General features: G+C 68.6%; 25 protein-coding genes. 8 read left to right on the top strand and 17 right to left on the bottom strand.

Annotation, left to right across the window (positions count from 1 at the left end):
- Positions 1–6 precede the first annotated feature (6 nt).
- Both LA521A_RS04380 and lptD read right to left on the bottom strand, forming a co-directional pair.
- The gene (locus LA521A_RS04380) at positions 7–1,368 is read right to left on the bottom strand and encodes a peptidylprolyl isomerase (protein WP_281781142.1); all 1,362 of its coding nucleotides are present in this window, start codon (positions 1,366–1,368) and stop codon (positions 7–9) included.
- Entirely contained in the window at positions 1,365–3,836 is a 2,472-nt protein-coding gene (gene lptD, locus LA521A_RS04385; RefSeq protein ID WP_425494565.1) for an LPS assembly protein LptD, read from the bottom strand. Before lptD ends, LA521A_RS04380 begins: the two co-directional genes overlap by 4 nt.
- 128 nt (positions 3,837–3,964) lie before the next feature.
- Between lptD and msrB the strand changes: the two genes are divergently transcribed.
- Complete coding sequence (gene msrB / locus LA521A_RS04390) at positions 3,965–4,384, top strand: peptide-methionine (R)-S-oxide reductase MsrB (RefSeq protein ID WP_281781144.1); 420 nt, start codon at positions 3,965–3,967, stop codon at positions 4,382–4,384.
- A gap of 15 nt (positions 4,385–4,399) precedes the next feature.
- Here the strand turns inward: msrB and LA521A_RS04395 are convergent, their stop codons facing one another.
- The 3 genes from LA521A_RS04395 to LA521A_RS04405 are packed head-to-tail and all read right to left on the bottom strand — an operon-like array spanning position 4,400 to position 6,516.
- The gene (locus LA521A_RS04395; RefSeq protein ID WP_281781145.1) at positions 4,400–5,311 is read right to left on the bottom strand and encodes a histone deacetylase family protein; all 912 of its coding nucleotides are present in this window, start codon (positions 5,309–5,311) and stop codon (positions 4,400–4,402) included.
- Positions 5,312–5,324: 13 nt separating this feature from the next.
- On the bottom strand, positions 5,325–5,879 hold the full coding sequence (locus tag LA521A_RS04400) for a cob(I)yrinic acid a,c-diamide adenosyltransferase (RefSeq protein ID WP_281781146.1): 555 nt from the start codon (positions 5,877–5,879) through the stop codon (positions 5,325–5,327).
- A 10-nt stretch (positions 5,880–5,889) separates the two neighbouring features.
- Positions 5,890–6,516, bottom strand: coding sequence for a DUF6580 family putative transport protein (locus LA521A_RS04405; protein WP_281781147.1), 627 nt, complete (start codon positions 6,514–6,516; stop codon positions 5,890–5,892).
- 158 nt (positions 6,517–6,674) lie between these two features.
- Between LA521A_RS04405 and ubiH the strand changes: the two genes are divergently transcribed.
- Together ubiH and LA521A_RS04415 are read left to right on the top strand one after the other, a co-directional pair.
- Positions 6,675–7,874, top strand: coding sequence for a 2-octaprenyl-6-methoxyphenyl hydroxylase (gene ubiH, locus LA521A_RS04410; protein ID WP_281781148.1), 1,200 nt, complete (start codon positions 6,675–6,677; stop codon positions 7,872–7,874).
- The gene (locus tag LA521A_RS04415) at positions 7,871–9,064 is read left to right on the top strand and encodes an FAD-dependent oxidoreductase (protein ID WP_281781149.1); all 1,194 of its coding nucleotides are present in this window, start codon (positions 7,871–7,873) and stop codon (positions 9,062–9,064) included. Before ubiH ends, LA521A_RS04415 begins: the two co-directional genes overlap by 4 nt.
- Positions 9,065–9,118: 54 nt before the next feature.
- Here the strand turns inward: LA521A_RS04415 and LA521A_RS04420 are convergent, their stop codons facing one another.
- The 5 genes from LA521A_RS04420 to LA521A_RS04440 form a co-directional block, all read right to left on the bottom strand.
- Positions 9,119–9,817 (bottom strand): EF-hand domain-containing protein, encoded by a 699-nt coding sequence (locus LA521A_RS04420; RefSeq protein WP_281781150.1) that lies wholly within the window; start codon positions 9,815–9,817, stop codon positions 9,119–9,121.
- A 121-nt stretch (positions 9,818–9,938) separates the two neighbouring features.
- A complete protein-coding gene (gene rlmM, locus LA521A_RS04425) occupies positions 9,939–11,009 on the bottom strand; it encodes a 23S rRNA (cytidine(2498)-2'-O)-methyltransferase RlmM (protein ID WP_281781151.1) in 1,071 nt (356 codons plus the stop codon).
- A 13-nt stretch (positions 11,010–11,022) separates the two neighbouring features.
- Positions 11,023–11,598 carry a nucleoside deaminase gene (locus LA521A_RS04430; protein WP_281781152.1) on the bottom strand — a complete coding sequence of 192 codons (576 nt, stop codon included), beginning with the start codon at positions 11,596–11,598 and terminating at the stop codon, positions 11,023–11,025.
- Positions 11,598–12,050: a hypothetical protein gene (locus LA521A_RS04435; RefSeq protein ID WP_281781153.1), complete on the bottom strand. Its 453-nt coding sequence runs from the start codon at positions 12,048–12,050 to the stop codon at positions 11,598–11,600. The genes LA521A_RS04430 and LA521A_RS04435 overlap by 1 nt, the downstream gene beginning before the upstream one ends.
- Positions 12,051–12,070: 20 nt before the next feature.
- Entirely contained in the window at positions 12,071–13,837 is a 1,767-nt protein-coding gene (locus tag LA521A_RS04440; RefSeq protein ID WP_281781154.1) for a glutamine--tRNA ligase/YqeY domain fusion protein, read from the bottom strand.
- 142 nt (positions 13,838–13,979) lie between these two features.
- Between LA521A_RS04440 and LA521A_RS04445 the strand changes: the two genes are divergently transcribed.
- A complete protein-coding gene (locus LA521A_RS04445; RefSeq protein ID WP_281781155.1) occupies positions 13,980–14,255 on the top strand; it encodes a putative signal transducing protein in 276 nt (91 codons plus the stop codon).
- A gap of 47 nt (positions 14,256–14,302) precedes the next feature.
- Positions 14,303–14,824 (top strand): adenine phosphoribosyltransferase, encoded by a 522-nt coding sequence (locus tag LA521A_RS04450; protein WP_281781156.1) that lies wholly within the window; start codon positions 14,303–14,305, stop codon positions 14,822–14,824.
- A gap of 110 nt (positions 14,825–14,934) precedes the next feature.
- Here the strand turns inward: LA521A_RS04450 and oxyR are convergent, their stop codons facing one another.
- The 3 genes from oxyR to ahpC form a co-directional block, all read right to left on the bottom strand.
- Positions 14,935–15,870, bottom strand: a complete 936-nt coding sequence (gene oxyR / locus LA521A_RS04455) for a DNA-binding transcriptional regulator OxyR (protein ID WP_281781157.1) — start codon at positions 15,868–15,870, stop codon at positions 14,935–14,937.
- Positions 15,871–15,972: 102 nt separating this feature from the next.
- Complete coding sequence (gene ahpF / locus LA521A_RS04460; RefSeq protein WP_281781158.1) at positions 15,973–17,559, bottom strand: alkyl hydroperoxide reductase subunit F; 1,587 nt, start codon at positions 17,557–17,559, stop codon at positions 15,973–15,975.
- 211 nt (positions 17,560–17,770) lie between these two features.
- Positions 17,771–18,334, bottom strand: a complete 564-nt coding sequence (gene ahpC / locus LA521A_RS04465) for an alkyl hydroperoxide reductase subunit C (protein ID WP_281781159.1) — start codon at positions 18,332–18,334, stop codon at positions 17,771–17,773.
- Positions 18,335–18,552: 218 nt separating this feature from the next.
- On the opposite strand from ahpC, the gene prmC reads away from it, so the two are divergent.
- Positions 18,553–19,413: a peptide chain release factor N(5)-glutamine methyltransferase gene (gene prmC, locus LA521A_RS04470; RefSeq protein ID WP_281781160.1), complete on the top strand. Its 861-nt coding sequence runs from the start codon at positions 18,553–18,555 to the stop codon at positions 19,411–19,413.
- 69 nt (positions 19,414–19,482) lie between these two features.
- Here prmC and LA521A_RS04475 read toward each other — a convergent pair whose 3' ends face one another.
- On the bottom strand, positions 19,483–20,106 hold the full coding sequence (locus tag LA521A_RS04475; protein WP_281781161.1) for a hypothetical protein: 624 nt from the start codon (positions 20,104–20,106) through the stop codon (positions 19,483–19,485).
- Between the two features lie 165 nt (positions 20,107–20,271).
- On the opposite strand from LA521A_RS04475, the gene pip reads away from it, so the two are divergent.
- Both pip and LA521A_RS04485 read left to right on the top strand, forming a co-directional pair.
- Complete coding sequence (gene pip / locus LA521A_RS04480; protein ID WP_281781162.1) at positions 20,272–21,216, top strand: prolyl aminopeptidase; 945 nt, start codon at positions 20,272–20,274, stop codon at positions 21,214–21,216.
- A 130-nt stretch (positions 21,217–21,346) separates the two neighbouring features.
- Positions 21,347–22,759, top strand: coding sequence for a sugar porter family MFS transporter (locus tag LA521A_RS04485; RefSeq protein WP_281781163.1), 1,413 nt, complete (start codon positions 21,347–21,349; stop codon positions 22,757–22,759).
- Positions 22,760–22,809: 50 nt separating this feature from the next.
- On the opposite strand, the gene LA521A_RS04490 is transcribed toward LA521A_RS04485, so the two are convergent.
- The 3 genes from LA521A_RS04490 to LA521A_RS04500 are packed head-to-tail and all read right to left on the bottom strand — an operon-like array spanning position 22,810 to position 24,951.
- On the bottom strand, positions 22,810–23,376 hold the full coding sequence (locus LA521A_RS04490; RefSeq protein WP_281781164.1) for an NUDIX hydrolase: 567 nt from the start codon (positions 23,374–23,376) through the stop codon (positions 22,810–22,812).
- Between the two features lie 37 nt (positions 23,377–23,413).
- Positions 23,414–24,364, bottom strand: a complete 951-nt coding sequence (locus LA521A_RS04495; RefSeq protein WP_425494566.1) for a 5'-3' exonuclease — start codon at positions 24,362–24,364, stop codon at positions 23,414–23,416.
- Positions 24,349–24,951, bottom strand: coding sequence for a nitroreductase family protein (locus LA521A_RS04500; protein ID WP_281781165.1), 603 nt, complete (start codon positions 24,949–24,951; stop codon positions 24,349–24,351). The genes LA521A_RS04495 and LA521A_RS04500 overlap by 16 nt, the downstream gene beginning before the upstream one ends.
- Positions 24,952–25,014: the final 63 nt, after the last annotated feature.

Raw genomic sequence — 25,014 nt, forward strand, 5'->3', positions numbered from 1 at the left:
CTCACCTCAGCCGTTGCTGGCCGGGGCGGCAGGCGTGGCTTCGGCGTCGGCGGTCTTGCCGACGCGCACGTCGACGAAGGCTTCGCCGCGCATCTCGCGCAGGAAGCGGTTCCATTCGTCCTCGAGCTTGCGGCGGCCGATCGTTTCCTGGACTTGCGCGCGGCGGTTGCGGTCGCCCACGTCGGTCTCGCGCGTGCCTTCGAGCTTGATCAGGTGGTAGCCGGCCTGGGTGCGGATCGGCTGCGACACCTGGTTCGGCTGGAGGCCGGCGACGGCGTTGCCGAACTCGGGGCCGAATTCATCGCGCGTGAACCAGCCCAGCTCGCCGCCCTTGCCGGCGGAGCTCTGGTCCTGCGAGTTCTCCTGCGCGAGCAGGGCGAAGTCGGCGCCGCCCATCAGGCGGGCCTGCAGCGTCTGGATCTGTGCCTTGGCCTTGGCGTCGTCGACCGAGTCGCTGATGCGGATCAGGATGTGGCGCGCCTGGTACTGCGTGACCATGTTCGGGCCGGCTTGCGAGGCGTCGCGCACCTCGACGAGCTTGAGCAGCTGGAAGCCGCTCGGGCCACGGATCGGGTCGGTGACCTGGCCGGCCGACATGTTGCGCATCAGCGAGGCGAACGCGTTCGGGATCTCGTCCATGCTGCGCCAGCCCAGGTCGCCGCCTTCCAGCGCGTTGGGGCTGTCGGAGTAGCGCACCGCAGCGGCGGAGAAGTCCATCTCGCCCTTGTCGATCAGCGACTTGACGCCTTCGACCTTCTTCTGGGCGGTGGCGATCTGCTCGGCGGTCGCGCCCTCGGGCAGCGCCACGAGGATGTGGGCGAGGTGGTACTGCGCGCCCTGGTTGGCCTGCGCGGCCATCGCGGCGTCGACCTCGGCCTCGCTCACCGACACGCGGCTCTGCGCGAAACGCTGGCGCAGGCGCTGGATCAGCAGCTCGTCGCGGATCGAATTGCGGAAATCGGTGTACGGCGTGCCTTCGCGCGCCAGCTGCTGGCGCAGCTGCTCGGGGCTGACGCGGTTCTGCTGCGCGATGCCGGCGATGGCCTGCTCGACTTCCTGGTCGGTCACGCGGACGCCGGTGCCCTGGGCGCGTGCGACCTGCAGCTTCACCAGCACCAGGCGCTCGAGCACCTGGCGCTGCAGCACGTCGCGCGGCGGCAGCTGGTTCTCGCGTCCTGCGTACTGGGCCAGGATGTTGTTCACCGCGCGATCCAGCTCGGTCTTCAGGATCACGTCCTCGTCCACGATGGCGGCGATGCCATCGATGGGCTGGACGGACGCCGCCGTCTGGGCGAGCGCGGTCGCGCCGGGCAGGACGGCGCCGGAGAGCACCGCGACGGCAAGGGCGGACGCGAGTAGTTTCTTCATAGGGTCGGGTCGGGGGTGGATTCGACTTGGCCGCCGCCGTTGTTCAGGCGCTGCGTGGAGGTGGGCGGCACGAGATAGAGGTCGTCGCGGTCGTAGCCGAGGATACCACGGCGCAGGACGCGCTCCGTGTTCTGGCCCGCGGAGCCAAGGCCCTTCAGCTCGAATTCGAACATGATGCGGGTGTCCAGTTCACCGTCTCGATTACGCAGGTATCGGCGGCCCACCAGGCGCGCGGCCAAGCAGCAGCTTTCCCATTGGACACCGGCGATCGTCTCCAGTTCCTTCTTGTCCAGGATCGAGTAGTAGTAGCGCCCGACGACGCTCCAGGTCTCGTTGATCGGATAGAGGAAGGAGAAGTCGGCCTGCTCGAGCTGGTCGCGGAACGCCGGCGGATCGATCCCCTCGCGGAAAGCGGCGTTGCGACGATAGCGGTAGCCCAGGTTCACCACGCCGCCGCGTTCGAACAGGTAGCGCACGCGCGCGCTGACGAAGTCCTCGCCGCGGTACTTGGGGTTCCAGATGTAGGTCGCGCCGAGGTTCCAGCGATCGTTCGGCGAGACGCTGGCGTCGGCCACCCAGGCCGACTTGCCCGATTCGATCGTGGACTGGTTCGGCAGCGTGACGCGGCTGTCGTCGAAGTACTGGATCTGGCCGATGCTCGCGGCCAGGCGCTCGCGGCCGTCTTCCTCGCTGATGAAGCGCGTGGTGAGCGCCGCGGTCAGCTGGTTGGCGTCCATCTGCCGGTCCGCGCCGGTGTAGCGGTTGTCGCGGAACAGCTGGCCCCAGCTGAAGGTCATCGGGCCGGTGTCGAAGACGGGGAAATTGTCCTGGTCCCGGTACGGGACGTTCAGGTAGTAAAGGCGCGGTTCGAGCGTGTGCAGGTAACTCGTGCCGCGGAAGGTGGTGTTGCGGTCGAAGTACACGCCGGCATCGATCGAGGTGATCGGCAGGCTGCGCGTGAGGTTGTTGTCCTGGAACTGCTGGATGAGTTCCGGTGTCACCGTACCGCCGTTGCGGGCGACGAACTCGGCCGCGCGGGTCTGGGCGTTGCCGTCCAGCTGGTACGCCGTGTAGCGCCAGGCGAGCTTGGGCCGGATGAACCAGCTCGCGCCTTCCAGCGGGACACTAACGAACGGCTTCACGTCCAGTCGCGTGCCGCCGAGGAATTCCTGGTGCTCGAAACGCGCGCCTTCGGCATCCACGCCGGCCTGCAGCCAGGGCGTGAACGGTTGCGACCAGCTGACGAAGGCACGCGGCAGGCGGTCGAAGGGAAGATTGGTCTCGTTGAGCGTGTAGTCGGCGAGCTGGTAATGGTCGGCCATGACGCCGCCGGACCAGAACCGGCCGCGGCCGTACACGCCTGCGTCGCTGCGGATCGAGTACGCCGAGATGCCGTACAGGCTGCTGCTGAAATCCTCGAAGTAGTGGGTGTCGCTGACCCAGCCGAGGTTGGTGTTGGCGTACCAGGCGCTGTTGATGTTGTGCGAGGCCGACAGCGCGAACTGGCCGCGGTTCTTCTCCGGCAGGCTCGACACCGGGAAGCCGACTTCCGGGTTGAGATAGCGGTCGGGCTCGTCGCCCGGCAGTTTGTCGCTCGGCATCCAGTTGCCGTAGACCTCGCCCTTGCCGCGCTCGTACAGCCAGCGGAATTCGGCGCCGAGCAGCCCGCCGCGATCGGCCATGATGCGCGGATACAGCGTCGCGTCGTAGTTGGGCGCGAGGTTGAGGTAGATCGGCTGCTTGTAATCGAAGCCGTTGCGACCGGACATCGACAACTGCGGATACAGCAGGCCGGTACGCCGCTGGTCGTCGACGGGGAACATGAACCACGGCACGTAGAGCACGGGCACCTTGCCGATGCGCACCGTGGCGTTGCGTGCGACGCCCATGCCCTTGGCGGTGTCGATCTCGATCTTGTTCGCGCGCAGCTCCCACGCGCGCTGGTTCGGCGCGCAGGTGGAGTAGGTCGAACCGATCATGCGACCGCGCGCGCCTTCCAGCTCGATGCGCTCGGCGCCGCCGTTGCCGCGGCGCTGCGTCAGCTGGTACTGCACGTCCTCGATGCGATGGCGGTCGGCGTTCTGGTCGCCTTCGGCGCGCTCGGCGAGGATGCGCATGCCGCTGTCCTGGTAACGCACGTTGCCGACCGCGCTGTAGCGGCCCGTCTCGGCGTTGTAGGTGAGCTTGTCCGTCCCGAGGAACTGGTCGCCGCGATTGAGGCGGACGTTGTCCTGCACGACGATGTCCTCCGCCGTGCCGGCGCGTTCGAGCTGGCCGCCGTCGATGTCGGTGGGTTCGCTGCCGCGGTTCTCGATGCCGCCCACCGGTGCGGGCGCATCCTCGAACACGGGGACGACGTCGATGATCGGGCACAGACCCCAGTCGTCCTGGTCGCCATCGGCAGCGTGCGCCGGCAGGGCCAGCGCGATGCACAGCGATAACGGGAGCAAGCGGAGGGGTCGGTGCACTCGGGAACCGTGATCGTCGGCGTTCAGGAAAACGGGGTCGCTAGCTTGCCGTATCCCTTGCAAGGGGGCAACGCGAGCACCATCTTGCTCCCGGCACTGTTCATTTCCGCGTCAAGACGAGGTGGCCCATGTCCCAGCAACCTTCTTCCGACCATGCACCGGTCTGCCGGACCGACGACGAATGGCGTGAGCGCCTGAGTCCGGAACAGTTCGCGGTGTGCCGATGCTCGGCCACCGAACGCGCCTTCACCGGCCGCTTCTGGAACCACAAGGAAGCCGGTACGTATACCTGCGTCGCCTGCGGCGCCGCGTTGTTCTCGTCGAAGGTCAAGTACGACTCCGGCAGCGGCTGGCCGAGCTACTGGGAGCCGGTGTCCCGGGACGCCGTGACCGAGCACGTGGACGAGAGCCACGGGATGCGCCGCGTGGAGATCAAATGCGCGCGCTGCGACTCGCACCTGGGGCATGTCTTCCCCGACGGCCCGCCGCCGACCGGCCTGCGTTACTGCATCAATTCGGCGTCGCTGGAGTTCACGCCCGACGCCTAAGCGCCGGGGCGTCGCTCATTCGGCCAGTGCGCCGACGTGGGCGACGCTGGCTTCGCCAAGCGCGGTGAGGTCGTAGCCGCCTTCCAGCATCGACACGACGCGACCGTCGCCATGCCGGCGCGCAATGGCGACGAGTTCGCGCGTGATCCACTCGAAATCCCCGGTGACCAGCTCGATCTGCGCGAGCGGATCGCGCGCGTGCGCGTCGAACCCGGCCGAAATGAAGAGCAGCTGCGGCCGGAACGAATCCAGCGTCGGCAGCAGTTGTTCGCGCCAGATGCGGCGGAACCCGTCGCTGTCGCACCCCGGCGGCAGCGGCGCGTTGATGATGTTGCCCACGCCACGCTCGTTCGCGTAACCGGTGTCCGGATACAGCGGCATCTGGTGCGAGGACAGGTACATGACGCGCGGATCGGTGTCGAAGATCGCCTGCGTGCCGTTGCCGTGGTGGACGTCGAAATCGACGACGGCCACGCGCGACAGGCCGTGCTTGTCGCAGGCATGCGCGGCCGCGACGGCGACGTTGTTGAACAGGCAGAAGCCCATCGCCGCCGAGGGCGTGGCGTGATGGCCCGGCGGTCGTACCGCGCAGAAGACGCGACGCGCTTCGCCATGCATCACCGCGTCCACCGCGGCGATGCCGGCACCGGCTGCACGCAGGGCCGCTTCGGCCGAACCTGGGCCGAGCACGGTGTCGGGGTCCAGCGGCATGGGCCCGTCGACGGGCGTGTCGAGCACCAGCGCGAGCAGCGCATCATCGTGCACGCGCAGCAACTGCCCGCGGGTCGCGCGCGGCGCTTCTTCCCACGCCAGGGCAGGGAAGGCGTCACGCAAGGCGTCGGTTACAGCCGCAAGCCGCTCGGGACGTTCCGCGTGGCCGGGGCCGGGATCGTGGCGCGTGCACGCCGGGTGCGTGTAGATGCGCATGGCGCGCGGCGCGTCAGGCCTTGCGCCGCTCGTGGTTCCACAGCACTTCGCCTTGGCCGCTGGCGCGCGCGAGCACGCGGGCCAGCACGAACAGCAGGTCGGACAGGCGGTTGAGGTAACGCACCGCCTCGGGGCGGACGTCCTCGACGCGCGAGAGCGACACCGCCTCGCGCTCGGCACGACGTACGACCGTGCGTGCGATGTGGCAACGCGCCGCCGCTTCGCCGCCGCCGGGCAGGATGAAATCCTTCAGCGGCGGAAGCGGCTCGTTGAACGCATCAAGGTGCTGCTCCAGGCGCTCGATGTCGGCATCGAAAATCGCCGCGTGCCCGGGGATGCACAGCTCGCCGCCGAGGTCGAACAGCTGGTGCTGCACCGTCGTCAGCAGCGCACGAACGTCGTCGGGAATCTCCGACGCCAGCACCAGGCCGATGCACGAATTGGCTTCGTCCACGGTGCCGTAGGCGGCGACGCGGTCCGAATCTTTGGCGACGCGGCTGCCGTCGCCCAGACCGGTCGTGCCGTCGTCGCCGGTGCGGGTGTAGATCTTCGAAAGACGGTTGCCCACGCGACGGGGCTTACACCGTCTGCGCGCGCAGCGCCGGGACGCGGCGACGCAGCAGCGCGAAGCCGCCGAACAGCAGCGCCGCGTAGAACAGCGTGCCGAGCACGGTCCACTGGAAGAACGGCAGCGCGGCGGCGTAGCACGGCGCCAGGCCGACCATGCACGACGGGTGCGCGGTCATCGGCGTGGCCGTCGCCCACACGGCGAAGTTCGTCACCACGAAAAACAGCACCGAACCCATGAGCGAATAGCCCAGCACGCGCGCGCCGTTCACGCGGCCGCGCAGGCCGAAGCCCAACGCCGCCGACAGCGCGATGCACGCATACACCGACAGCCACGTCACGAGGTAGGCCGGGCTGGTGAAGTGTTCGAAGTAGGTCCCGCCCAGCGTCGCGCCGAGGATCAGGTCCGACACCAGCATCGCCACCAGCGGCACTGCGATGGCCATCGCACGCGAGGCGAAGTAGGCGCCGCCGAACAGCGCCACCGCTTCGACGGGCGAGAAATTCGGCGGGTGCGGGATCAGGCGCGTGAGCGCGGCGATCACGATCATGCCGATGAGCACCAGCGGACCGGGCGCGAACAGGCCGGACGCGGTCGGACCGGAGGTGACAGGCGAGGCGGAAGCGGGACGGTTCATCGTGTTCGGGTCTTGAGAAGGTCACGGCCTTCAGGAACCGCTAGCATAGCGCAATGCCTGTCGCGGCCCCCTCAAATCCGCCCTCCGGCGCGCCCGGAGACGCCCTCGACCCACGCCCCGCCCAGGGCCCGCTCCCCGATCTCCACGACGTCCTGATCGTGGGCGGTGGACTGGTCGGCGCCAGCCTGGCCATCGCGCTGGAGCGGCTGGACCTGCGTGTCGGGCTCATCGAAGCCACGCCTGCCGGCGCGCTACCGGCGGTGTTCGACGAGCGCAACCTCAGCTTCGCCGAAGCCACCGTCAACGCGTTGACCGCGCTGGGCGTGATGCAGAAGCTGCGTGCGCCCACCGGGGCGATCGCGCGCATCCACGTCAGCCGTCGCGGCGATTTCGGCCGGGGGTTGCTCGAGGCCTCGCGCTACGGACGCACCGAGTTCGGCCGCGTCGTGGTCGCGCGCGATTTCGGCGAAGCGCTGGAAGCGCGGCTCGCCGACGCGACGCGACTGGTGCGTCATCGGCCGTTGCGCTTTCTCGGGTTCCAGGAGAACGCCGGCGACGTGCGCTCGATCCGCGTCGCCGATGCCGATGGCGAACGCCTGCTGCACGCACACCTGGTCGTCGCCGCCGACGGCACGCGCAGTGCGGTGCGCGACGCACTGGGCATCGGCGTGGATGAGCACGATTACGCGCAGACGCTGTTCGTCACCCGCGTGCGCGGCTCGCGCGCGCCGGACGGCACCGCATACGAACGCCTCACCCGCGACGGGCCGACCGCCCTGCTTCCGCGCGGCGATCGTCACTACGGCCTGATCCACGCCGTCGCGCGCGAAGACGCTGACGCCGTCGCCGCGCTGGACGAAGCCGGCTTCCTCGCCCGCGCGCAGGAGGCGTTCGGCTGGCGCGCGGGGCGCTTCCTTTCGTGCGGGCCGCGCAGTTCGCACGCGGCGATCCGCGTCGTTGCACAGCGCACGACCGCGCCGCGCGCGGTGCTCGTCGGCAATGCCGCGCAGACGATCCATCCGATCGGCGCGCAGGGCTTCAACCTCGGCCTGCGCGATGCACTCACGTTGGCCGAACTCATCGCCGACGCGCGCGCTGCGCAGGCGCAGGCCGACGTCGGCAGTGATGCATTGCTGCAACGGTATGCGCAGCGGCGGCGCGAGGATCGCGAACGCACCATCGGTTTCTCCGATGGCCTCGCCCGGCTGACCGCCAACGACGCGACGCTGCTGCGGCCGTTGCGCAGCCTCGGGCTGTTCGCGGTCGATCGGGTGGCGTCGGTGCAATCGTTCCTCGTCGGCGGCGCCATGGGGTATCGCGGCGACGTGCCGGCGCTGTGCCGGGAGGTGCGCGCATGAGCCGCCGCGGATCCGGACTCGATGTCGTCGTCGTCGGCGCCGGTGTCGTCGGTGCAGCCGCCGCGCTGGCCTTCGCGCGCGATGGACTGCAGGTTGCGCTGGTGGAAACGCGGCAGCCGCCCGCATGGCAGCCGTTGCCGATCGATTCCGATCGCATCGACCTGCGCGTGTACGCATTCGCGCCCGACAACGCGGCGCTGCTCGATGATCTCGGCATCTGGCGCCAAGTAAGCAACGCACGCGTGCAGCCCTATCGCGCGATGCGCGTGTGGGATGCAGCCGGTGGCGGAGAGCTTGCCTTCGATGCCGATGCGTTCGGCCGGCGCGAACTGGGCTGGATCGTCGAACACGCGCTGCTCGTCGACCGCCTGTGGAATGCGTTGCCCGCCGCTGGAGTGCAGTTGCATTGCCCCGACAGCGTCGTATCGCTCGAACAGGACGACGCGGGCGCAACGGTGGGTCTGGAGAGCGGGCTTTCGCTGCGTTCGAGGATTGTCGTGGCCGCCGATGGCGCGGAGTCGAAGCTGCGTTCGCTCGCCGGGATCGAGGCGTCGCGCCACGATTACGGGCAGCGCGGCCTGGTGGCGTTCGTCGAGAGCGAGCGGCCGCATCGGCAGACGTGCTGGCAGCGCTTCCTGCCAACCGGCCCGCTCGCCTTCCTGCCCTTCGACGACGGGCACGTCAGCTCGATCGTCTGGACGCTGCCGGAGGTCGAAGCGCAGCGCCTGCTCGACGTCGACGACACGGCGTTCCTGCGCGAACTCGACAACGCGTTCGCCGGGACGCTCGGCGCGTCGAGGCGGGTATCACGACGTGCCGCGTTTCCGTTGCGCCTGCAGCTTGCGCAATCGCTGGCGCAAGGCCGTGTTGCCGTGATCGGCGATGCCGCGCACGCGGTGCATCCGCTCGCGGGGCAGGGCGTGAACCTGGGATTGCGCGACGTGGCGACGCTGCGGCGCACGCTGGTCGATGCGCGGTCGCGTGGGCTGGACCTCGCCGCGCGCCTGCCGCGCTGGGCGCGCACGCAACGCAGCGAGAACGCGTTGTCGGCGCATGCCTTCGACGGCATCAACCGGTTGTTCTCGAACGATTCGATCACCGCGACGCTGCTGCGCGGTCCGCTGCTGGGGCTGGCGGGAAAGCTGCCGCCGCTCACGCACGCCTTCTGGCGTCACGCGGCCGGACAATAAAGCGAACCCCTCCCGGGCCGGGAGGGGTTCGCCATCGCCTGCGGTTTCGAGGAATCACTTACCGCCGGCAAGCTCGGCCTTGCTGATGCGACCGTCGCGGTTGGCGTCGATCGAGTTGAAGTCCGCGGTGAGCGTCGTCTCGGACTTGACCTCGGCACGTGTCAGGTTGCCATCGTGATTGGCGTCGAGCGAGTCGAAGTTCACCTTGTTGGCGAGCGTCGAGCTCGGCGTGCTGGACGTCGCGTTGACTTCCTGCTGCGTCGGCGTGCTCGTCGTGGTGGCGCCGGTCGTGGTCGAGGTCGTCGGACGGGCCGGTGGCGGATTGGCCGACTGGGCCGCCGCATCCGCGGCGTCCTGCGCCTGCAGGCTGGCATCACCGGCCGCGGCGGCAGCCTGACGCGCCTCGGCCGCCGGGATCGCCGGGTTGGCCGCAGCCTGCGCCGCCGAGTGCGCGTCGTGCGCCGTATGCGATGCGTTCGTCGCCTTGTTGGCGGCGCGCTGCGCCTCGTCGGCCTGCTGGTGCGTGGTGGTGTATCCGCCAGTCGTCATCTTGGTCGCGTCGCGTGCGCTCTGCGCGGCATCGCGCGCGGTTTCCGCTTCAGCGGTCGCCGCCTGCGCCGCGGCTTCGGCCTGCTGCTGCGACTTCGCCGGCTGCGCCTGCGTGCGCTCGGCAGCCGCAGGGCCTGCAAGGGCCATCGTCGCGACGATCGCGGCCGCCAGCAGCTTCGGGGAAAGAACATGCGCTGATTTCATGGTGCGTCTCGCCTGTTGGGGTGGCGAGGCCGACGCTAGTCCCGCACGCATCAACCACAGGTAAATTCACGCCTGAATTCACGCGCCGGCGCGCGCAATGTTCACCGACGTGACAGCGGCGTCAGCATAAACGCCCGGTGGCGAATACCGTGATCTCTTCGCGGTCGTGGTAGAGCTGGCGCGCGCGTACCTGCAGCGGTTTCCCGGCGCGTTCCTCGAACAGCGACAGGCATAGACGCGTCTCGTCCCAGCGCTTCTTCATCGGAAGCTTGAGGTTGAAGATCGCGTGCCGGCACCAGCCCTCGCGGAACCACGTGCCCATCCGCTCGGCGACGCGGCGCGGCTGCTCGACCATGTCGCAGACCATCCAGTCCAGCGGTGCGCGCGGATGCCAGTGGAAACCGTCCTCGCGCAGGTGCTCGACGCGGCCGCTTTCCAACAGCTTGTCCTGCAGCGGTCCGTTGTCGACGGAGATCACGCGCAATCCCTGGCGCATCAACACCCAGCTCCAGCCGCCGGGCGCCGCGCCGAGGTCCGCGCCGCGCATGCCGTCGCGGAACAGGCGTTCGCGTTCCTTCTCGCTCATCAGCACCATCAGCGCTTCCTCGAGCTTCAGCGCGGAACGGCTCGGCGCATCGGCATGCATGCGCAAACGCGGAATGCCCAGCGGCCACGGCGCGCTGTCGCCCGCTTCGCCGATGGCGAGCAGCACGTGGTCGCCGGAAAGGAACACGACATGCAGGCGGGACTTGCGCGAATCGTCGAACTGCGTGAGCCAGCCGCCCTTGCGCAGCACGGGGCGAAGCGCGTTGCCGAAGGCGCGCGCCAGGCCGGCCAGCGGCTTGGCTTCGTCGGAATCGGGATGCTCGACCCACAACTCGCCGAAGGTGTAGGTGTTGCCGAGCGTCGCTTCGAGCGCGCGCAGGATCGGCGTGATGCGGTCCTTCGGATCCAGGCCGCGCAGCTCGGCGAAACGCGCAAGCTTCTGCCGCGCGAAGATGAGCGAATCGAACGGCATTGCGCGCGTCAGCGCGCCGGCGTCGGCGCCGAGGAATTCCACGTAGCCGCTGTTGCGATCGGTACGCGCGTAGCCGGGATGGCCGGCGAGCGCCGCGCGCTCGCCCAGTTCGGCCGCGAGTTCGGGCTCGAAGCCGGGGCGGCAATAGCAGAGCAGGGCGTCGGCCGGGATCATGTCGCTGCGGTCGTCAGTAGCGCTCGCCGCCGGACTCGCCATATGCGCGCAGCACGTCGCGTGCGAGGTCGCGATGCACGTCGCGCACGACTTCGATGCCGCGGCGTTCGAGTTCGCCGATCCAGTCCGCGGGCAGCGGGCCTTCGTCGAATTCGGTCAGCGTTTCCACGTCCTCGCTGCGCGCGCCGATGACCAGGCGGTCGATGCCGGCCCAGATCGTCGCGCCGTAGCACTGGCAGCACGGCTGCGACGAGGTCGCCAGCGTGATCGGGCCGAGACGCTCGCCGATCGCGTCCTCGTTGAGCCGCGCGCGCTGCGTGCGCTGCTGCGCGAGCATGTAGGCCATCGTCTCGGCGTGCGCGAGCGAGCACGTATGCGGCAGCACGCGGTTCACGCCGATCGAGATGATGCGCTCGTCCGGCCCGAACACCGCCGCGCCGAACGGCCCGCCGCTGCCGGCTTCGATGTTCATGCGCGACAAGGCGATGGCGAGCTCGACCTTCGCGGCGTCGCCGACGTAGAGGCGTTGCGTATCGACCGATTCGTGGACCCAGGCGGGCAGGGTGAGGTGAACCTGCGCGTAGAGCATCAGTGCACCATCTCCACTTGGGCGATCTTGTCCTTGCATTGGCCCTGCACGCACTGGCAGCCGTCGATGGGCTTGAAGCCGCATACCGACATCATGCCCTTGCGCGCGCATTCGGCCTTGACGCCAGCCGGATCGGTCGGGCTGTTCGCGTTGACACACGCGGGCTTGGCGCCACAGCAGTTGCCGACGTTCTTCACCGCGCAGTCCGAATCGGTCTTGCAGGCGAAGTCGAGCTTCACGGGCGTGCCCGCGGTGCGCTCCTTCGGCGCGGGCTCCGGCGCGCGTGCGCGCGTCGGCTGCGCGGCCGCCTGCGCATCGTCGGCCGCCGACGGGGCGGCTTGAACATCGCTCGCCGCCGGGACGGCCGCTTGCGCGCCTTCATGCGACGGCGCGGCGCACGCGGCGAGCGCGAGCAGGGACGTAACCAGCAGTGCGGTCAGCAGGCGGCGCATGGCGTGCTCCTTCGCGTTGTTCAACCCTTCGTGGTCCAGGTGTCGCGCAGCGTGACGCTGCGGTTGAACACCGGCGCATCGCTGCGATGGTCGTAGCGATCGGCGACGAAGTAGCCGATGCGCTCGAACTGGAATGACTGCTCCGGGTTCGCGTTCGCCGCGGCGGGTTCGACGTAGCCGGTGACGACGCGGCGCGATTCGGGATTGAGGTGGTCCTTGTACGTCTTGCCGCCTTCCTCACTGTCCGGATCGGGCACGACGAACAGGCGGTCGTACAGGCGCACCTGCGCCTTCACCGCGTGCTTCGCGCTGACCCAGTGGATCGTGCCCTTGATCTTGCGATCGGCGCCGGCCATGCCCGGGCGCGATTCGGGATCGAGCACGCCGCGGATCTCCACGACGGTGTCGCCGTCCTTGATCACCTCATCGCATCGGAAGATGCCGGCGCCGCGCAGGCGCACTTCGCCGCCCGGAATCAGGCGCTTGAAGCCCTTCGGCGGCACTTCCTCGAAGTCCTCGCGCTCGATCCACAGCTCGTTGGAGAACGGCACGGCGCGCGTGCCGGCGCTCTCGTCCTTGGGGTGGTTCGGGAACGTCAGCGATTCCTCGTGGCCCGCATCGAGGTTGGTGATGACCAGCTTCAACGGATCGATCACGGCCATGCGGCGCTGCGCGGCGGCGTCGAGGTCGTCGCGCAGCGCGCCTTCCAGGAGGGAGATGTCGAGCAGCGAGTTCTGCTTGCTGATGCCGACGCGATCGACCATGAGGCGCAGCGCGCTCGGCGTGTAGCCGCGACGGCGGATGCCCTGCAGCGTCGGCATGCGCGGATCGTCCCAACCGTCGACGAGGCCTTCGTTCACCAGCGCGAGCAGCTTGCGCTTGCTCATGACCAGGTAGTTGAAGTTCAGGCGCGAGAACTCGATCTGGCGCGGCTTGCTCGCTTCCTTGGGGAACCCCTTCGACAGCACCGGCTCCAGCAGCTCCGGCGAGTTCGCCAGGTCGACCTTGTCGACGCACCAGTCGTACAGCGGACGGTGGTCTTCGAACTCCAGGGTGCACAGCGAATGCGTGATGCCTTCCACCGCGTCGCTGAGCGAATGCGCGAAGTCGTACATCGGGTAGATCGGCCATTCGTGCCCGGTGTTCTGGTGCTCGACGTGCTTGATGCGGTACAGCGCGGGATCGCGCAGGTTCATGTTGCCGCTGGCCATGTCGATCTTCGCGCGCAGCGTGCGGGCGCCGTCGGGGAATTCACCGGCCCGCATGCGGCGGAACAGGTCCAGGTTTTCCTCGACGCTGCGGTTGCGGAACGGCGATTCGCGGCCCGGCTCGGTCAGCGTGCCACGGTATTCGCGCACCTGTTCCGGCGTGAGGTCGCACACGAAGGCATCGCCCTGGCGGATCAGCTTTTCCGCGGCGAGGTACAGCACGCCGAAGTAGTCCGACGCATGGCGCAGGTCGTGCCACTCGAAGCCGAGCCAGCGCACGTCGTCCTGGATCGCGCGCACGTATTCGGGGTCTTCCTTCACCGGGTTGGTGTCGTCCAGGCGCAGGTTGCAGTCGCCGCCGAACTCCGCGGCAATGCCGAAGTCCAGGCAGATCGCCTTGGCGTGGCCGATGTGCAGGTAGCCGTTGGGCTCGGGCGGGAAACGCGTGCGGATCGCGTGGTGCTTGCCGCTGGCCAGGTCCTCGCGAACGATCTGCCGGATGAAGTCCTGCTTCGCGGGCGCGACGGCTTCGGGGGCGGACGCAGTGGCGGGAGCGGCGTGGTGGGGCGTAGCGGACATGCTTGAAGCCGGGAGCGGGTAAGACCGGCAAGTTTAGCCGGTGCGGCCGGTCCCCGCCGTCATCTCAGCGGCGGCGAACGCCGCGAGCCGCTCGTTCAGGCCCGGCGTATGCTGGCGCAAGCCTCTCCCCCGGAGCATCGCAATGAAAATCGTCTACCAGGCCGCGAACCTCATCGACGCCCACCTCGTGCGGCACGCGCTGGAGGCGGGGGAAATCCCCGTCTTCCTGCAGGGCGAGGCGCTGACGGGCGGCATGGGCGAGCTGCCGCTGTTCGGGGCCATCCTGGTGTGCGTGCCCGACGTGATCTGGCCGCAGGCGAAGGAGATCGTCGACGCATTGCCGCTGAACCAGCCCGTCGAGCCGCTGGCCGACGACGATGCGGCCCCGGATTCTTCGCAGGGCTGGCTTCCGGCCTGAACGGCGCTTTCCGGTATCGTGACCGGCCGTTTCGCGGACCTCGCGCCATGTCCTTCGATTTCGATTCCCTGATCCGCGCCGTCGCGGATTTCCCCAAGCCCGGCGTCACCTTTCGCGACGTCACCCCGTTGCTGGCCGACGCGGGCGGTTTCGCGCGCTGCATCGACGCGATGGCCGAGCCGTGGCAGGGCAGCGAGGTGCAGGCCGTGTGCGGCATCGAATCGCGCGGCTTCATCTTCGGCGCGGCGCTCGCGCAGAAACTGCACGCGGGTTTCGTCCCGCTGCGCAAGCCGGGGAAGCTGCCGCCGCCGCTGGTCGAGGTGGATTACGCGCTGGAATACGGCACCGATCGCCTGCAGGCGCGCAGCGACGCGCTGCGTCCGGGCGAGCGCACGCTGATCGTCGACGATGTGCTCGCCACGGGCGGCACGCTGGCGGCCGCGCGCGAGCTGGTCGAGAAGCTCGGCGCGAACCTGGTCGGCGCGAGCGTGCTGATCGAACTGGATGCGTTGGGTGGGCGCGAACGCTGGGGCGCCGACGTGCGCCTGCATTCGTTGCTGCATTACTGATCGTTCGACGCGGTCGACGCTGTTGTAGCTGTTGTAGCCCGGCTGCGCTTCGCTTACCCGGGCTACAAAAACTACGCGACAAAAACCGGGCTGCTACTAAAGCCTGGCTACTACAGCCGGCTGTCCTGCGACGGCGCCGGCTGCGGCGGCCGCAGCAACTGCTCGGGTAGCGAGCGGAATTGCGCCGCGAGCTGCTTCAGGAAATCGCCCATCGCCGAACTGCGGCGCCACACCATCGCGATCTGGCGATGCGGCGGGTTGCCGCGGAAACGCAGCAGGTGGATGTCGGGCGACGACGGCACCGGCGGCTGCACGGCGAGCACCGGCAGCAACGTGATGCCGACGCCGGCGGCGACCATCTGCCGCAGGGTTTCCAGGCTGGTGGCGCGGAAGCCGTCGCGCTCGTCGGCACCGGCCATGTGGCAGACATCCAGCGCCTGGTCGCGCAGGCAGTGGCCTTCCTCGAGCAGCAGCAGGTGCTGGTTGTCGAGGTCGCCCAGTTCCAGCGAATCCTGTTCGGCCATCGGATGCTGCTGCGGCACGGCCAGCAGGAACGGTTCGTCGAACAGCACTTCCACGTGCAACTGGTCGTCGTGGATCGGCAGCGCGAGCAGCCCCGCGTCGAGGCGGCCGTCGCGCAGACGCTGCAGGATCTGGTCGGTCTTCTCTTCGATCAGCAGCAGTTCCAGTCGCGGAAAACGTTGCCGCAAGCGCGGGACCACGTGCGGCAGCAGGTACGGGCCGAGCGTCGGGAACAGGCCCAGACGCACCGTTCCGGCTTCCGGGTCCTGGCTGCGCCGCGCGATTTCCGCCATCTGTTCGACGTCGGCGATGACCTTGCGCGCGCGTTCGGCGACTTCGCGGCCGACCGGCGTGAGCATCACGCGGCGCGGCGCGCGTTCGACGAGCGCGACGCCGAGTTCGTCCTCGAGCTTCTTGATCTGGGTGGACAGCGTGGGCTGGCTGACGAAGCTCGCCGCCGCGGCGCGGCCGAAATGCTTGTGGTCGGCCAGGGCCACCAGGTACTTGAGATCGCGCAGGTTCAAGGCGGTTCCCTCGCGTCGATGACTGCGTGGAGGCGGCGTGTCGGGTGAAGCATCAACCCCGCGCCCCCCGCCCGCAAGCGAGCGAAGGGCGCGTGGGTTTCGTCATGCAGCGGCGGCGGTGGCCTGGGCCGGTGCGCTGGTGCGGATGAGGTGGTCGAAGGCGCTCAGCGCCGCCTTCGAGCCTTCGCCCATCGCGATCACGATCTGCTTGAACGGCGTGGTCGTCGCGTCGCCGGCAGCGAAGACGCCCGGCACCGACGTGCGGCCGTGCGAATCGACTTCGATCTCGCCACGCGGCGACAGCGCCACCGAACCCTTCAGCCACTCGGTGTTGGGCAGCAGGCCGATCTGCACGAACACGCCTTCCAGGTCGATGCGGTGCGCGTCGCCCTCGATGCGGTCCTTGTAGACCAGGCCGGTGACCTTCTGGCCGTCGCCGAGCACTTCGGTCGTCTGGCCGCTGACGATCACGTCCACGTTCTTCAGCGAACGCAGCTTGCGCTGCAGCACTTCGTCGGCGCGCAGCTGCGCATCGAACTCGATCAGCGTCACGTGCGCGACGATGCCGGCGAGGTCGATCGCGGCCTCGACGCCCGAATTGCCGCCGCCGATCACCGCCACGCGCTTGCCCTTGAACAGCGGACCGTCGCAGTGCGGGCAGTACGCCACGCCCTTGTTCTTGTAGTCCTGCTCGCCGGGCACGTTCATCTGGCGCCAGCGCGCACCGGTCGACAGCACGACGCTGCGCGACTTCAGCGACGCGCCGTTCTCCAGCTGCACTTCGATCAGGCCGCCCGGCTCGCTGGCCGGAATCAGCTTGCTCGCGCGCTGCAGGTTCATGATGTCGACGTCGTACTCGCGAACGTGCTGTTCCAGCGCCGTGGCGAGCTTGGGGCCTTCGGTGTAGGTGACCGAGATGAAGTTCTCGATCGCCATCGTGTCCAGCACCTGGCCGCCGAAACGCTCGGCCGCCACGCCCGTGCGGATCCCCTTGCGCGCGGCGTAGATCGCCGCCGCGGCGCCAGCCGGGCCGCCGCCGATGACGAGCACGTCGAATGCGTCCTTGGCCCTGATCTTCTCGGCGTCGCGCGTTGATGCGCCGGTGTCGAGCTTGGCCATGATCTGTTCGATCGTCATGCGGCCCTGGTCGAACGGCTGGCCGTTGAGCAGCACGGTCGGCACCGACATGATCTGGCGCTGCTCGACTTCGTTCTGGAACAGGGCGCCGTCGATGGCGACGTGGTGGATGTTCGGGTTGATCACGCTCATCAGGTTCAGCGCCTGCACCGTGTCCGGGCAGTTCTGGCACGAGAGCGAGAAATAGGTTTCGAAGTGGTATTCGCCTTCGAGGTCGCGCACCTGCTCCAGCAATTCCGGCGCGGCCTTGGACGGATGCCCGCCGACCTGCAGCAGGGCGAGCACGAGCGAGGTGAACTCGTGGCCCATCGGAATGCCGGCGAAGCGCACGCCCACATCGGTGCCGGCGCGGTTGATCGCGAACGACGGGCGGCGCGCGTCGTCGTCGCGACGCGAATAGGCGATCTTGTCCGACAGCGCGGCGATGTCCTGCAGCAGGCCTTCCAGCTCGCGCGACTTCTCGCCGTCATCGAGCGAGGCGACGAGCTCGATCGGCTGCGTGACCTTTTCGAGGTAGGCCTTCAACTGGGTCTTGAGATCGGCGTCCAACATGCGATGACTCCAATGCGTTTGGTGAGGGTGAACGCCGCGAGCGCCCGGGCGGAGGGAGGGAGAGAGGCCCGGGCGTCGCGACATTCGAAAGAGGCGGTCGATCCGACCGGATGGCCTCGCGACGGAGGCGTTGGAGCGGGGCGGCTGCGCGCTGCGCGGATCGCCGCCCCGTCCATGCCACGCCCTGCTGGCAGGGCGCGGCCTGCGGTCGTCAGATCTTGCCGACCAGGTCCAGCGACGGCTTCAGGGTCTGCTCGCCTTCCTTCCACTTGGCCGGGCAGACTTCGCCCGGATGCGCGGCGACGTACTGGGCGGCCTTGACCTTGCGCAGCAGCTCGCCCGCATCGCGGCCGATACCACCGGCGTTGATCTCGACGATCTGGATCTTGCCTTCCGGATCGATCACGAAGGTACCGCGATCGGCCAAGCCGGCTTCCTCGATCATCACGCCGAAGTTGCGGGTGATCACGCCCGTCGGATCGCCGACCAGCGGGTACTGGATCTTCTTGATCGTGTCGGAGGTGTCGTGCCACGCCTTGTGCGTGAAGTGGGTGTCGGTCGACACGCCGTAGATCTCGACGCCGAGCTTCTGGAATTCGGCGTAGTTGTCGGCGAGGTCGCCCAGCTCGGTCGGGCAGACGAAGGTGAAGTCGGCCGGGTAGAAGAACACGACGGACCACTTGCCCTTCAGGTCGGCATTGGTGACTTCGATGAACTCGCCGTTCTTGTAGGCGGTGGCCTTGAACGGAAGGACTTCGGTGTTGATCAGCGACATCAGGATGATTCCTTTGGCTGGGTGGGTGAGGGGTGGAAAACCAGTGCGACTAGGTTAGGGTCGCCAATCCTATCCATCAAGTTGATTGATGAGATCAATACGATAGATTTTGTCTATGAGCGTGCCGGGTCGATAGGAACCGGCATCCATTCGACATGCGGGTACCGCCGCGCGGCGCAAGGGCTGCCGGCCGGCGTGCGGCACGCCAGAATGGCCGGATGCCCACTACCCCCAGTTCCCCCCAACCGGCCGCCACGGTCGGCGAACTCCTCGCCGCAGCCGCCCGCCGGCTGCCCGGCGACGAAGCCCGGGCGGAGGCCGATCGCCTGCTCGCCCACGCCCTGGGCGTCGGGCCGACCTGGCTCTACACGCATCGCGACGACGTCCCTGCGCCGGATCAGGTTGCCGCGTTCCAGGGGCTCGTCGATCGCCGCGTGGCGGGCGAGCCGGTCGCCTACCTGCTCGGCCGGCGCGGGTTCTGGCGATTCGATCTGGCGGTGACGCCGGCGACGCTCATTCCCCGGCCGGAGACCGAACGGCTGGTCGAACTCGCGCTGGAGCGCCTGCCGGAAAACACGCCATCGCGCGTGGCCGACCTGGGCACCGGTACAGGGGCCATCGCGCTGGCAATCGCGTACGAACGTCCGCTCGCGCACGTCGTGGCGACCGACGCGAGCGCGCCGGCGCTGCTCGTCGCGCGTGGCAACGCGCAAGCCTTGGGACTGACGCGCGTGGAGTTCCGCGAAGGCGACTGGCTCGTACCGCTCGCGGGCGAGCGCTTCGACCTGATCGCCAGCAATCCGCCGTACATTGCCGACGACGATGCGCACCTGTCGCAGGGCGATCTGCGGTTCGAACCGGCGAGTGCGCTGGCGTCCGGGGCGGACGGGCTCGACGACATCCGCCGGATCGCCGCCGATGCACCGGCGCATCTCAACGACGGCGGCTGGCTGCTGGTGGAGCACGGCTGGGACCAGGGCCCGGTGGTGCGTGCGATCTTCGAACGCGCCGGCTTCGAACAGGTGGAGACCGCGCAGGACTGGGAACAGCGCGACCGCGTGACGCTCGGCCGACGTTGAGTGCGTTCCAGTCCGGCAAAAGCAGAGGGCCCGCAATGCGGGCCCTCCGAAACGACGAGGCGGTGACGCTTAGAAGCTTGCGCGCACGCCGACCGTGTAGGTGTCGACGCCTTCGGCCAGCTTCAGGCCGCCGTGCAGGCCCCAGGTCTTGTTGAACGCGTAGACCACGCCGAAGTCGGCGAAGAAGTTGCCGTCGTAGCGGTGGTTGTAATCCTCGTAACCCAGGTAGGCGTTGGCGGTGAGTCCGTCGACGACGCGACCGAGCACGCCGGTCGTGATCGTGCCGCCCTGGTAGTTCATGTTGGCGCGGCAGTCGGTGCAGCCCCAGAAATCCGAATCCAGGCGGACGCGTGCGTCGCTGTCGACGTAGGTGAGCTGCGAGACCCAGTCGGCGTTCGCGCCGATGGCGTTGTTGAAGCCCACGCCCAGCGACCAGTTCGGGTTCTTGTACTTGGCGTGGTAGCGCGAGTCTTCGGTGCCGCCGTAGGAGGCGGTGGCGAACACGTTGTCGGTGAACGCGTACGAGCCGCTCAGGTTGAAGCCGTTCGGGTAGGTGTTGAAGCCGTCGATCTGCGCGCCGTCCTGATAGACGTAGTCGAGCTGCGCGTAGGTGTAGCCGATGCCGTTGGACTCGCTGGCATGGGCGAAGAAGGGAGCGGCGACGAGCGCCAGGGCAAACAGGGACTTCTTCACGGGGTGTTCCTTATGAGGGGGCAATCCGGCAACGGCCGGGCGCGCAGTAAACCCGCGCCTGCACGCCGTGCCCCATCGGACGGTTCTTAAAAATTCGTTTGGCGAGAAAACGTCGTCGTCGGTGCGCGCGCTAGAATTTGTCCACTCATTCGGCGAGATCACGCGATGCGCACGCTTTACCCCGAGATCGAACCCTTCGACAGCGGCACGCTCAAGGTCGACGAGCGCCACACGCTGTACTACGAGCAGTGCGGCAACCCCGACGGCAAGCCCGTCGTGCTGCTGCATGGCGGTCCGGGCGCGGGGTGCAGCGCGAAGATGCGGCGTTTCCACGATCCGGCGCGCTACCGCATCGTGCTGTTCGACCAGCGCGGCAGCGGGCGTTCGACGCCGCACGCCGACCTGGTCGACAACACCACGTGGGACCTCGTCGCCGACATCGAGCGCCTGCGCGGGAAGCTCGACATCCAGGCGTGGCAGGTGTTCGGCGGTTCGTGGGGCTCGACGCTCGCGCTTGCCTACGCGCAGGCGCATCCGCAGCGCGTGACCGAGCTGGTGCTGCGCGGCATCTTCATGCTGCGTCGCTGGGAACTGGAATGGTTCTACCAGGAGGGTGCCTCGCGCCTGTTCCCGGACGCGTGGGAGCACTACCTCGCCGCGATCCCGGTGGTGGAGCGCCACGACCTGATCAGCGCGTTCCATCGTCGCCTGACCTCGCCCGACGAAGCCACGCGCCTTGCTGCCGCGAAGGCGTGGAGCGTGTGGGAAGGCGCGACGAGCTTCCTGCACATCGATCCGGACTTCGCCGCCAGTCACGAGGATCCGCAGTTCGCGCTCGCGTTCGCGCGTATCGAAAACCACTACTTCGTCAACAGCGGATTTTTCGAAGTCGACGATCAGCTGCTTCGCGACGCGCATCGCATCGCCGACATCCCGGGGGTGATCGTGCATGGCCGGTACGACGTCGTGTGCCCGGTCGCGAACGCGTGGGACCTGAAAAAAGCGTGGCCGAAAGCGGACCTGGAGATCACGCCGGCGTCCGGCCACTCCGCGTTCGAGGCGGAGAACGTCGACGCACTGGTGCGCGCCACGGATCGTTTCGCCGGCTGACTTTTTCTCATGCGCCTGGGCCGGATCGACCGGTCCGGGCGCATGCATACGTATTCACGTCTTCCGCTGCGCGCGCGGCCACGCACAATCGGCCGCGCACGGCGCCCGTTGTGGGCGTCCCGGAGAGACGATGGATACGACGATGCACGCACAGCAGCACGCCACCTCGCGCGTGGTGCTGGTTTCCCTGGCCGCCGCGATGGGCGGCTTTTTGTTCGGTTTCGATTCGGCCGTGATCAACGGCGCGGTGGACGCGGTCCGCGGCGGCTTCGCGCTGGACGCGGCGCGCATCGGCTTCGCGGTGTCGTGCGCGCTGCTCGGCGCGGCGCTGGGCGCGTGGTACGCCGGGCCGGTCGCCGATCGCTGGGGGCGCGTGCGCACGATGCAGGTGGCGGCCGTGTTGCTGGCTGCCAGCGCGCTCGGGTCGGGGCTGGTCGTCGGACTGTGGGACCTGATCGCGTGGCGCTTCGTCGGCGGCGTCGGCATCGGCGTCGCGTCGGTGATCGCGCCGGCGTACATCGCCGAAGTCTCGCCGGCACACGTGCGCGGTCGACTGGGATCGCTGCAGCAGCTGGCCATCGTGCTCGGCATCTTCGCCGCGCTGCTGAGCGATGCGTGGATCGCCGGCGTCGCGGGCGGTGCGGCCAAGCCGGCGTGGCTCGGGCTGGAAGCGTGGCGCTGGATGTTCCTCGTCGCGACGGTGCCGGCGCTGATCTACGGCACGCTCGTGCTGGGCGTTCCCGAATCGCCGCGCCACCTGGTGGCGAAGGGGCGCATCCACGAGGCGCGCGACGTGTTGCGCCAGATGCTTGCGCTGGGCGATGGACCGGTCCTGGAACTGAAGCTGCAGGACATCCGCCGCAGCCTCGCCAGCGAAGTGCGTCCGCGCCTGCGCGATTTGCGCGGTCCGCGCTTCGGCCTGCTGCCGGTGGTGTGGGTGGGCATCGCGCTGTCGGTGTTCCAGCAGGCGGTCGGCATCAACGTCATCTTCTATTACAGCTCGACGTTGTGGCATTCGGTCGGTTTCAGCGAGTCGGACGCCTTCACCATCACCGTCGTCACGTCGATCGTGAACGTGCTGGTGACGCTGCTGGCCATCGCGCTGGTGGACCGCATCGGCCGCAAGCCGCTGCTGGTGGTGGGATCCATCGGCATGACGGTGACGCTGGGCCTGATGGCGCTGTGCTTCGCGCAGGCGACCGGCACCGGCACGGCGCTGTCGTTGCCGCAGCCGTGGAACATGGTCGCGCTGGTGTCGGCGAATGCGTACGTCGTGTTCTTCGGCCTGAGCTGGGGCCCGATGGTGTGGGTGCTGCTGGGCGAGATGTTCCCCAACCGCATCCGCGCGATCGCGCTCGCCGTGGCGGCATCGGCGCAGTGGCTGGCGAATTTCGCCATCACGGTGAGCTTCCCGAAGCTGGCGGAGATCGGCCTGAGCTTCGCCTACGGCCTGTACGCGACGTTCGCGCTGGTGTCGCTGGTGTTCGTGCTCAAGGCCGTGCGCGAAACGCGCGGCATCGAGCTGGAAGACATGCAGGGCTGAGGCCCGCGCGGCCTCCCTCTCCTGCGGTGGGAGAGGGATGGCCTGGCGGATCAATCCGCCGGCGAGCCGTCCGGATTGTGTTCGAGCATCCACAACCCGGCCCAGAGCTTCAGGTCGAGCTCGTAGCCTTCGCGCTGCTTCTGCATGAGCCACGCCGGCGCCTGCGCACGCGGGACTTCGTGGACGGTGATGTCCTCGTTGTCGACACCGCCGCCGGAACCCACGCGCGTCAGGCCGCGCGCACGCACGAAGGCGATGCGTTCGCTGCTCATGCCGGCCGATGTCGGGCCGACCAGCAGCACTTCCAGTCGCTGCGCGGCCCAGCCGGTTTCCTCGATCAGTTCGCGACCGGCGGCGGCTTCCAGCGTGTCGGTGTCGTGGTTGTCGCCGACCAGGCCGGCGGGCATTTCGATCGTCGGCGCGCCCAGCGGCACGCGGAACTGCTCGACGAACAGCAGCTTGTCCTCGGGCGTCACGGCGATGACGATCACCGCCATGCCGTCGCCGGTGGTGCGCTCGACGTACTCCCAGCGACCGCGCCGCAGCATGCGCAGCCACGGGCCTTCGTACAGGGTTTCCACGGGTTCGTCGTCGTGTCCGGCGGGCTTGGCGTTCATGCGGTGCGGGGGCTCGTTGCGTTTGCGTCCGATGCTATTACGACGCCTGTGACGGGGCGAAGTCGAGCCCGGCCGACTGGTACAGCCGGCGGCGCGTCATCGGACCGAAGCGCAGCGAGTCGCACAACGCACCGAGGATCGCCGCATCGGCGTTGCCGCGCGCGAAGTGCAGCGAGGTCTCGCCCAGCGGCGCGTCCAGTGCGATGGTCGTCAGCTGGCGGCACAGCAACGCCTGTTCGCGATGCAGGCGCAGCTTCGCGGCGGTGGACGCGGCGCCGCGCAGGCGTAGGAACGGCACTTCCTCGACGCGTTCGAGCAGCGCGTCGAGCGAACCGAAATGCCCCAGCAGCGCGGCGGCCGTCTTGGAGCCGATGCCGGGCACGCCGGGGATGTTGTCGACCGCGTCGCCGGTAAGCGCGAGGTAATCGGCGATCTGGTGCGCGCCGACGCCGTGGCGCTCCGGCACGCCGGCCGCGCCCCAGCGCTGGCCCTTGGCGAAGTCCCACTGCTCATCGTGATCGCCCAGCAACTGCGACAGGTCCTTGTCGGCCGAGACGATGACCGAGCGGAACCCGTGCGCGCGCGAAGCCGCAACCGCGCTGCCGATCAGGTCGTCGGCTTCGTACTCGCCGTGCGAAAGCACCGCCAGGCCCAGCGCCGCGCACAGCGTTCGGCAGTGGACGAACTGGCGGCGCAGCTCTTCCGGCGCGGATTCGCGATTTGCCTTGTAGGCGGGGTAGATCGCGTTGCGGAAGCACGAGTCCAGTGCCTCGTCGAAGGCGATGGCGATGTGCTGCGGACGCGCCCGGTCGAGCAGTTCCAGCAGGAAGCGCGCGAAACCGTGCACGGCATTGGTTGGCCAGCCGTCGGTGTCGTGGAACTCGTTGGGCATCGAGTGCCACGCGCGGAACACGTACATGCTCGCGTCGACCAGATAAAGCGTGCCCGTGCCGGGCGTTGCGGCGGGCGTGCTCACGACGGCGTCCATTCGGTCAGCAGCTCGCGCGGATCCGGGCGGTCGCGCTCGGGGGCGTCCAGCTTGGCCGTGCCGAGGTGGATGTAGCCGACCACGCGCTCATGCCCCGCCAGGCCGAGCCAGCGGGCGACTTCCTCGTCGTAGGCGAGCCAGCCGGTCAGCCAGATCCCGGCGAAGCCCAGCGCCTGGGCGGCCTGGAGCAGGGTCAGGCAGACGCACGAGGCCGTGGAGAACCGCTCGGATTCAGGAATCTTTTCGTCCGGACCGAGCACGGCGATCACGGCCACGACCAGTGGCGCGTGAGAGAATCGGCTCCGGTCCTTCTCGAATACCGCCTCGCTGGCGCCGGGGTCGCGCTCGCGGCTGCGGGCGGCCAGGCGCTCGCCGAACGCGTGCCGGGCGTCGCCCCGGAAGCTCAGGAACCGGAACGGAACCCGCTTGCCGTGGTCGGGCACGCGGACGGCCGACTGGAGCATGCGCAGGAGGGTGTCGGGATCGGGGGCGGGCTCGCCGAGCTGCTTGGGCGGGACCGACCGGCGGGCGTCCAGCCCGGCCAGGGCCAGGTCGATTTGCCGAGGGTCAGAAGTGTTTAGCGACATCAGTCACAATTATCTAATGTGGGCCTGCAAGAGGTGTCGTATCTTGCCACTATGCGCCGGGGA

This window comes from Lysobacter auxotrophicus, from assembly GCF_027924565.1.
GTDB lineage: Bacteria > Pseudomonadota > Gammaproteobacteria > Xanthomonadales > Xanthomonadaceae > Lysobacter_J > Lysobacter_J auxotrophicus.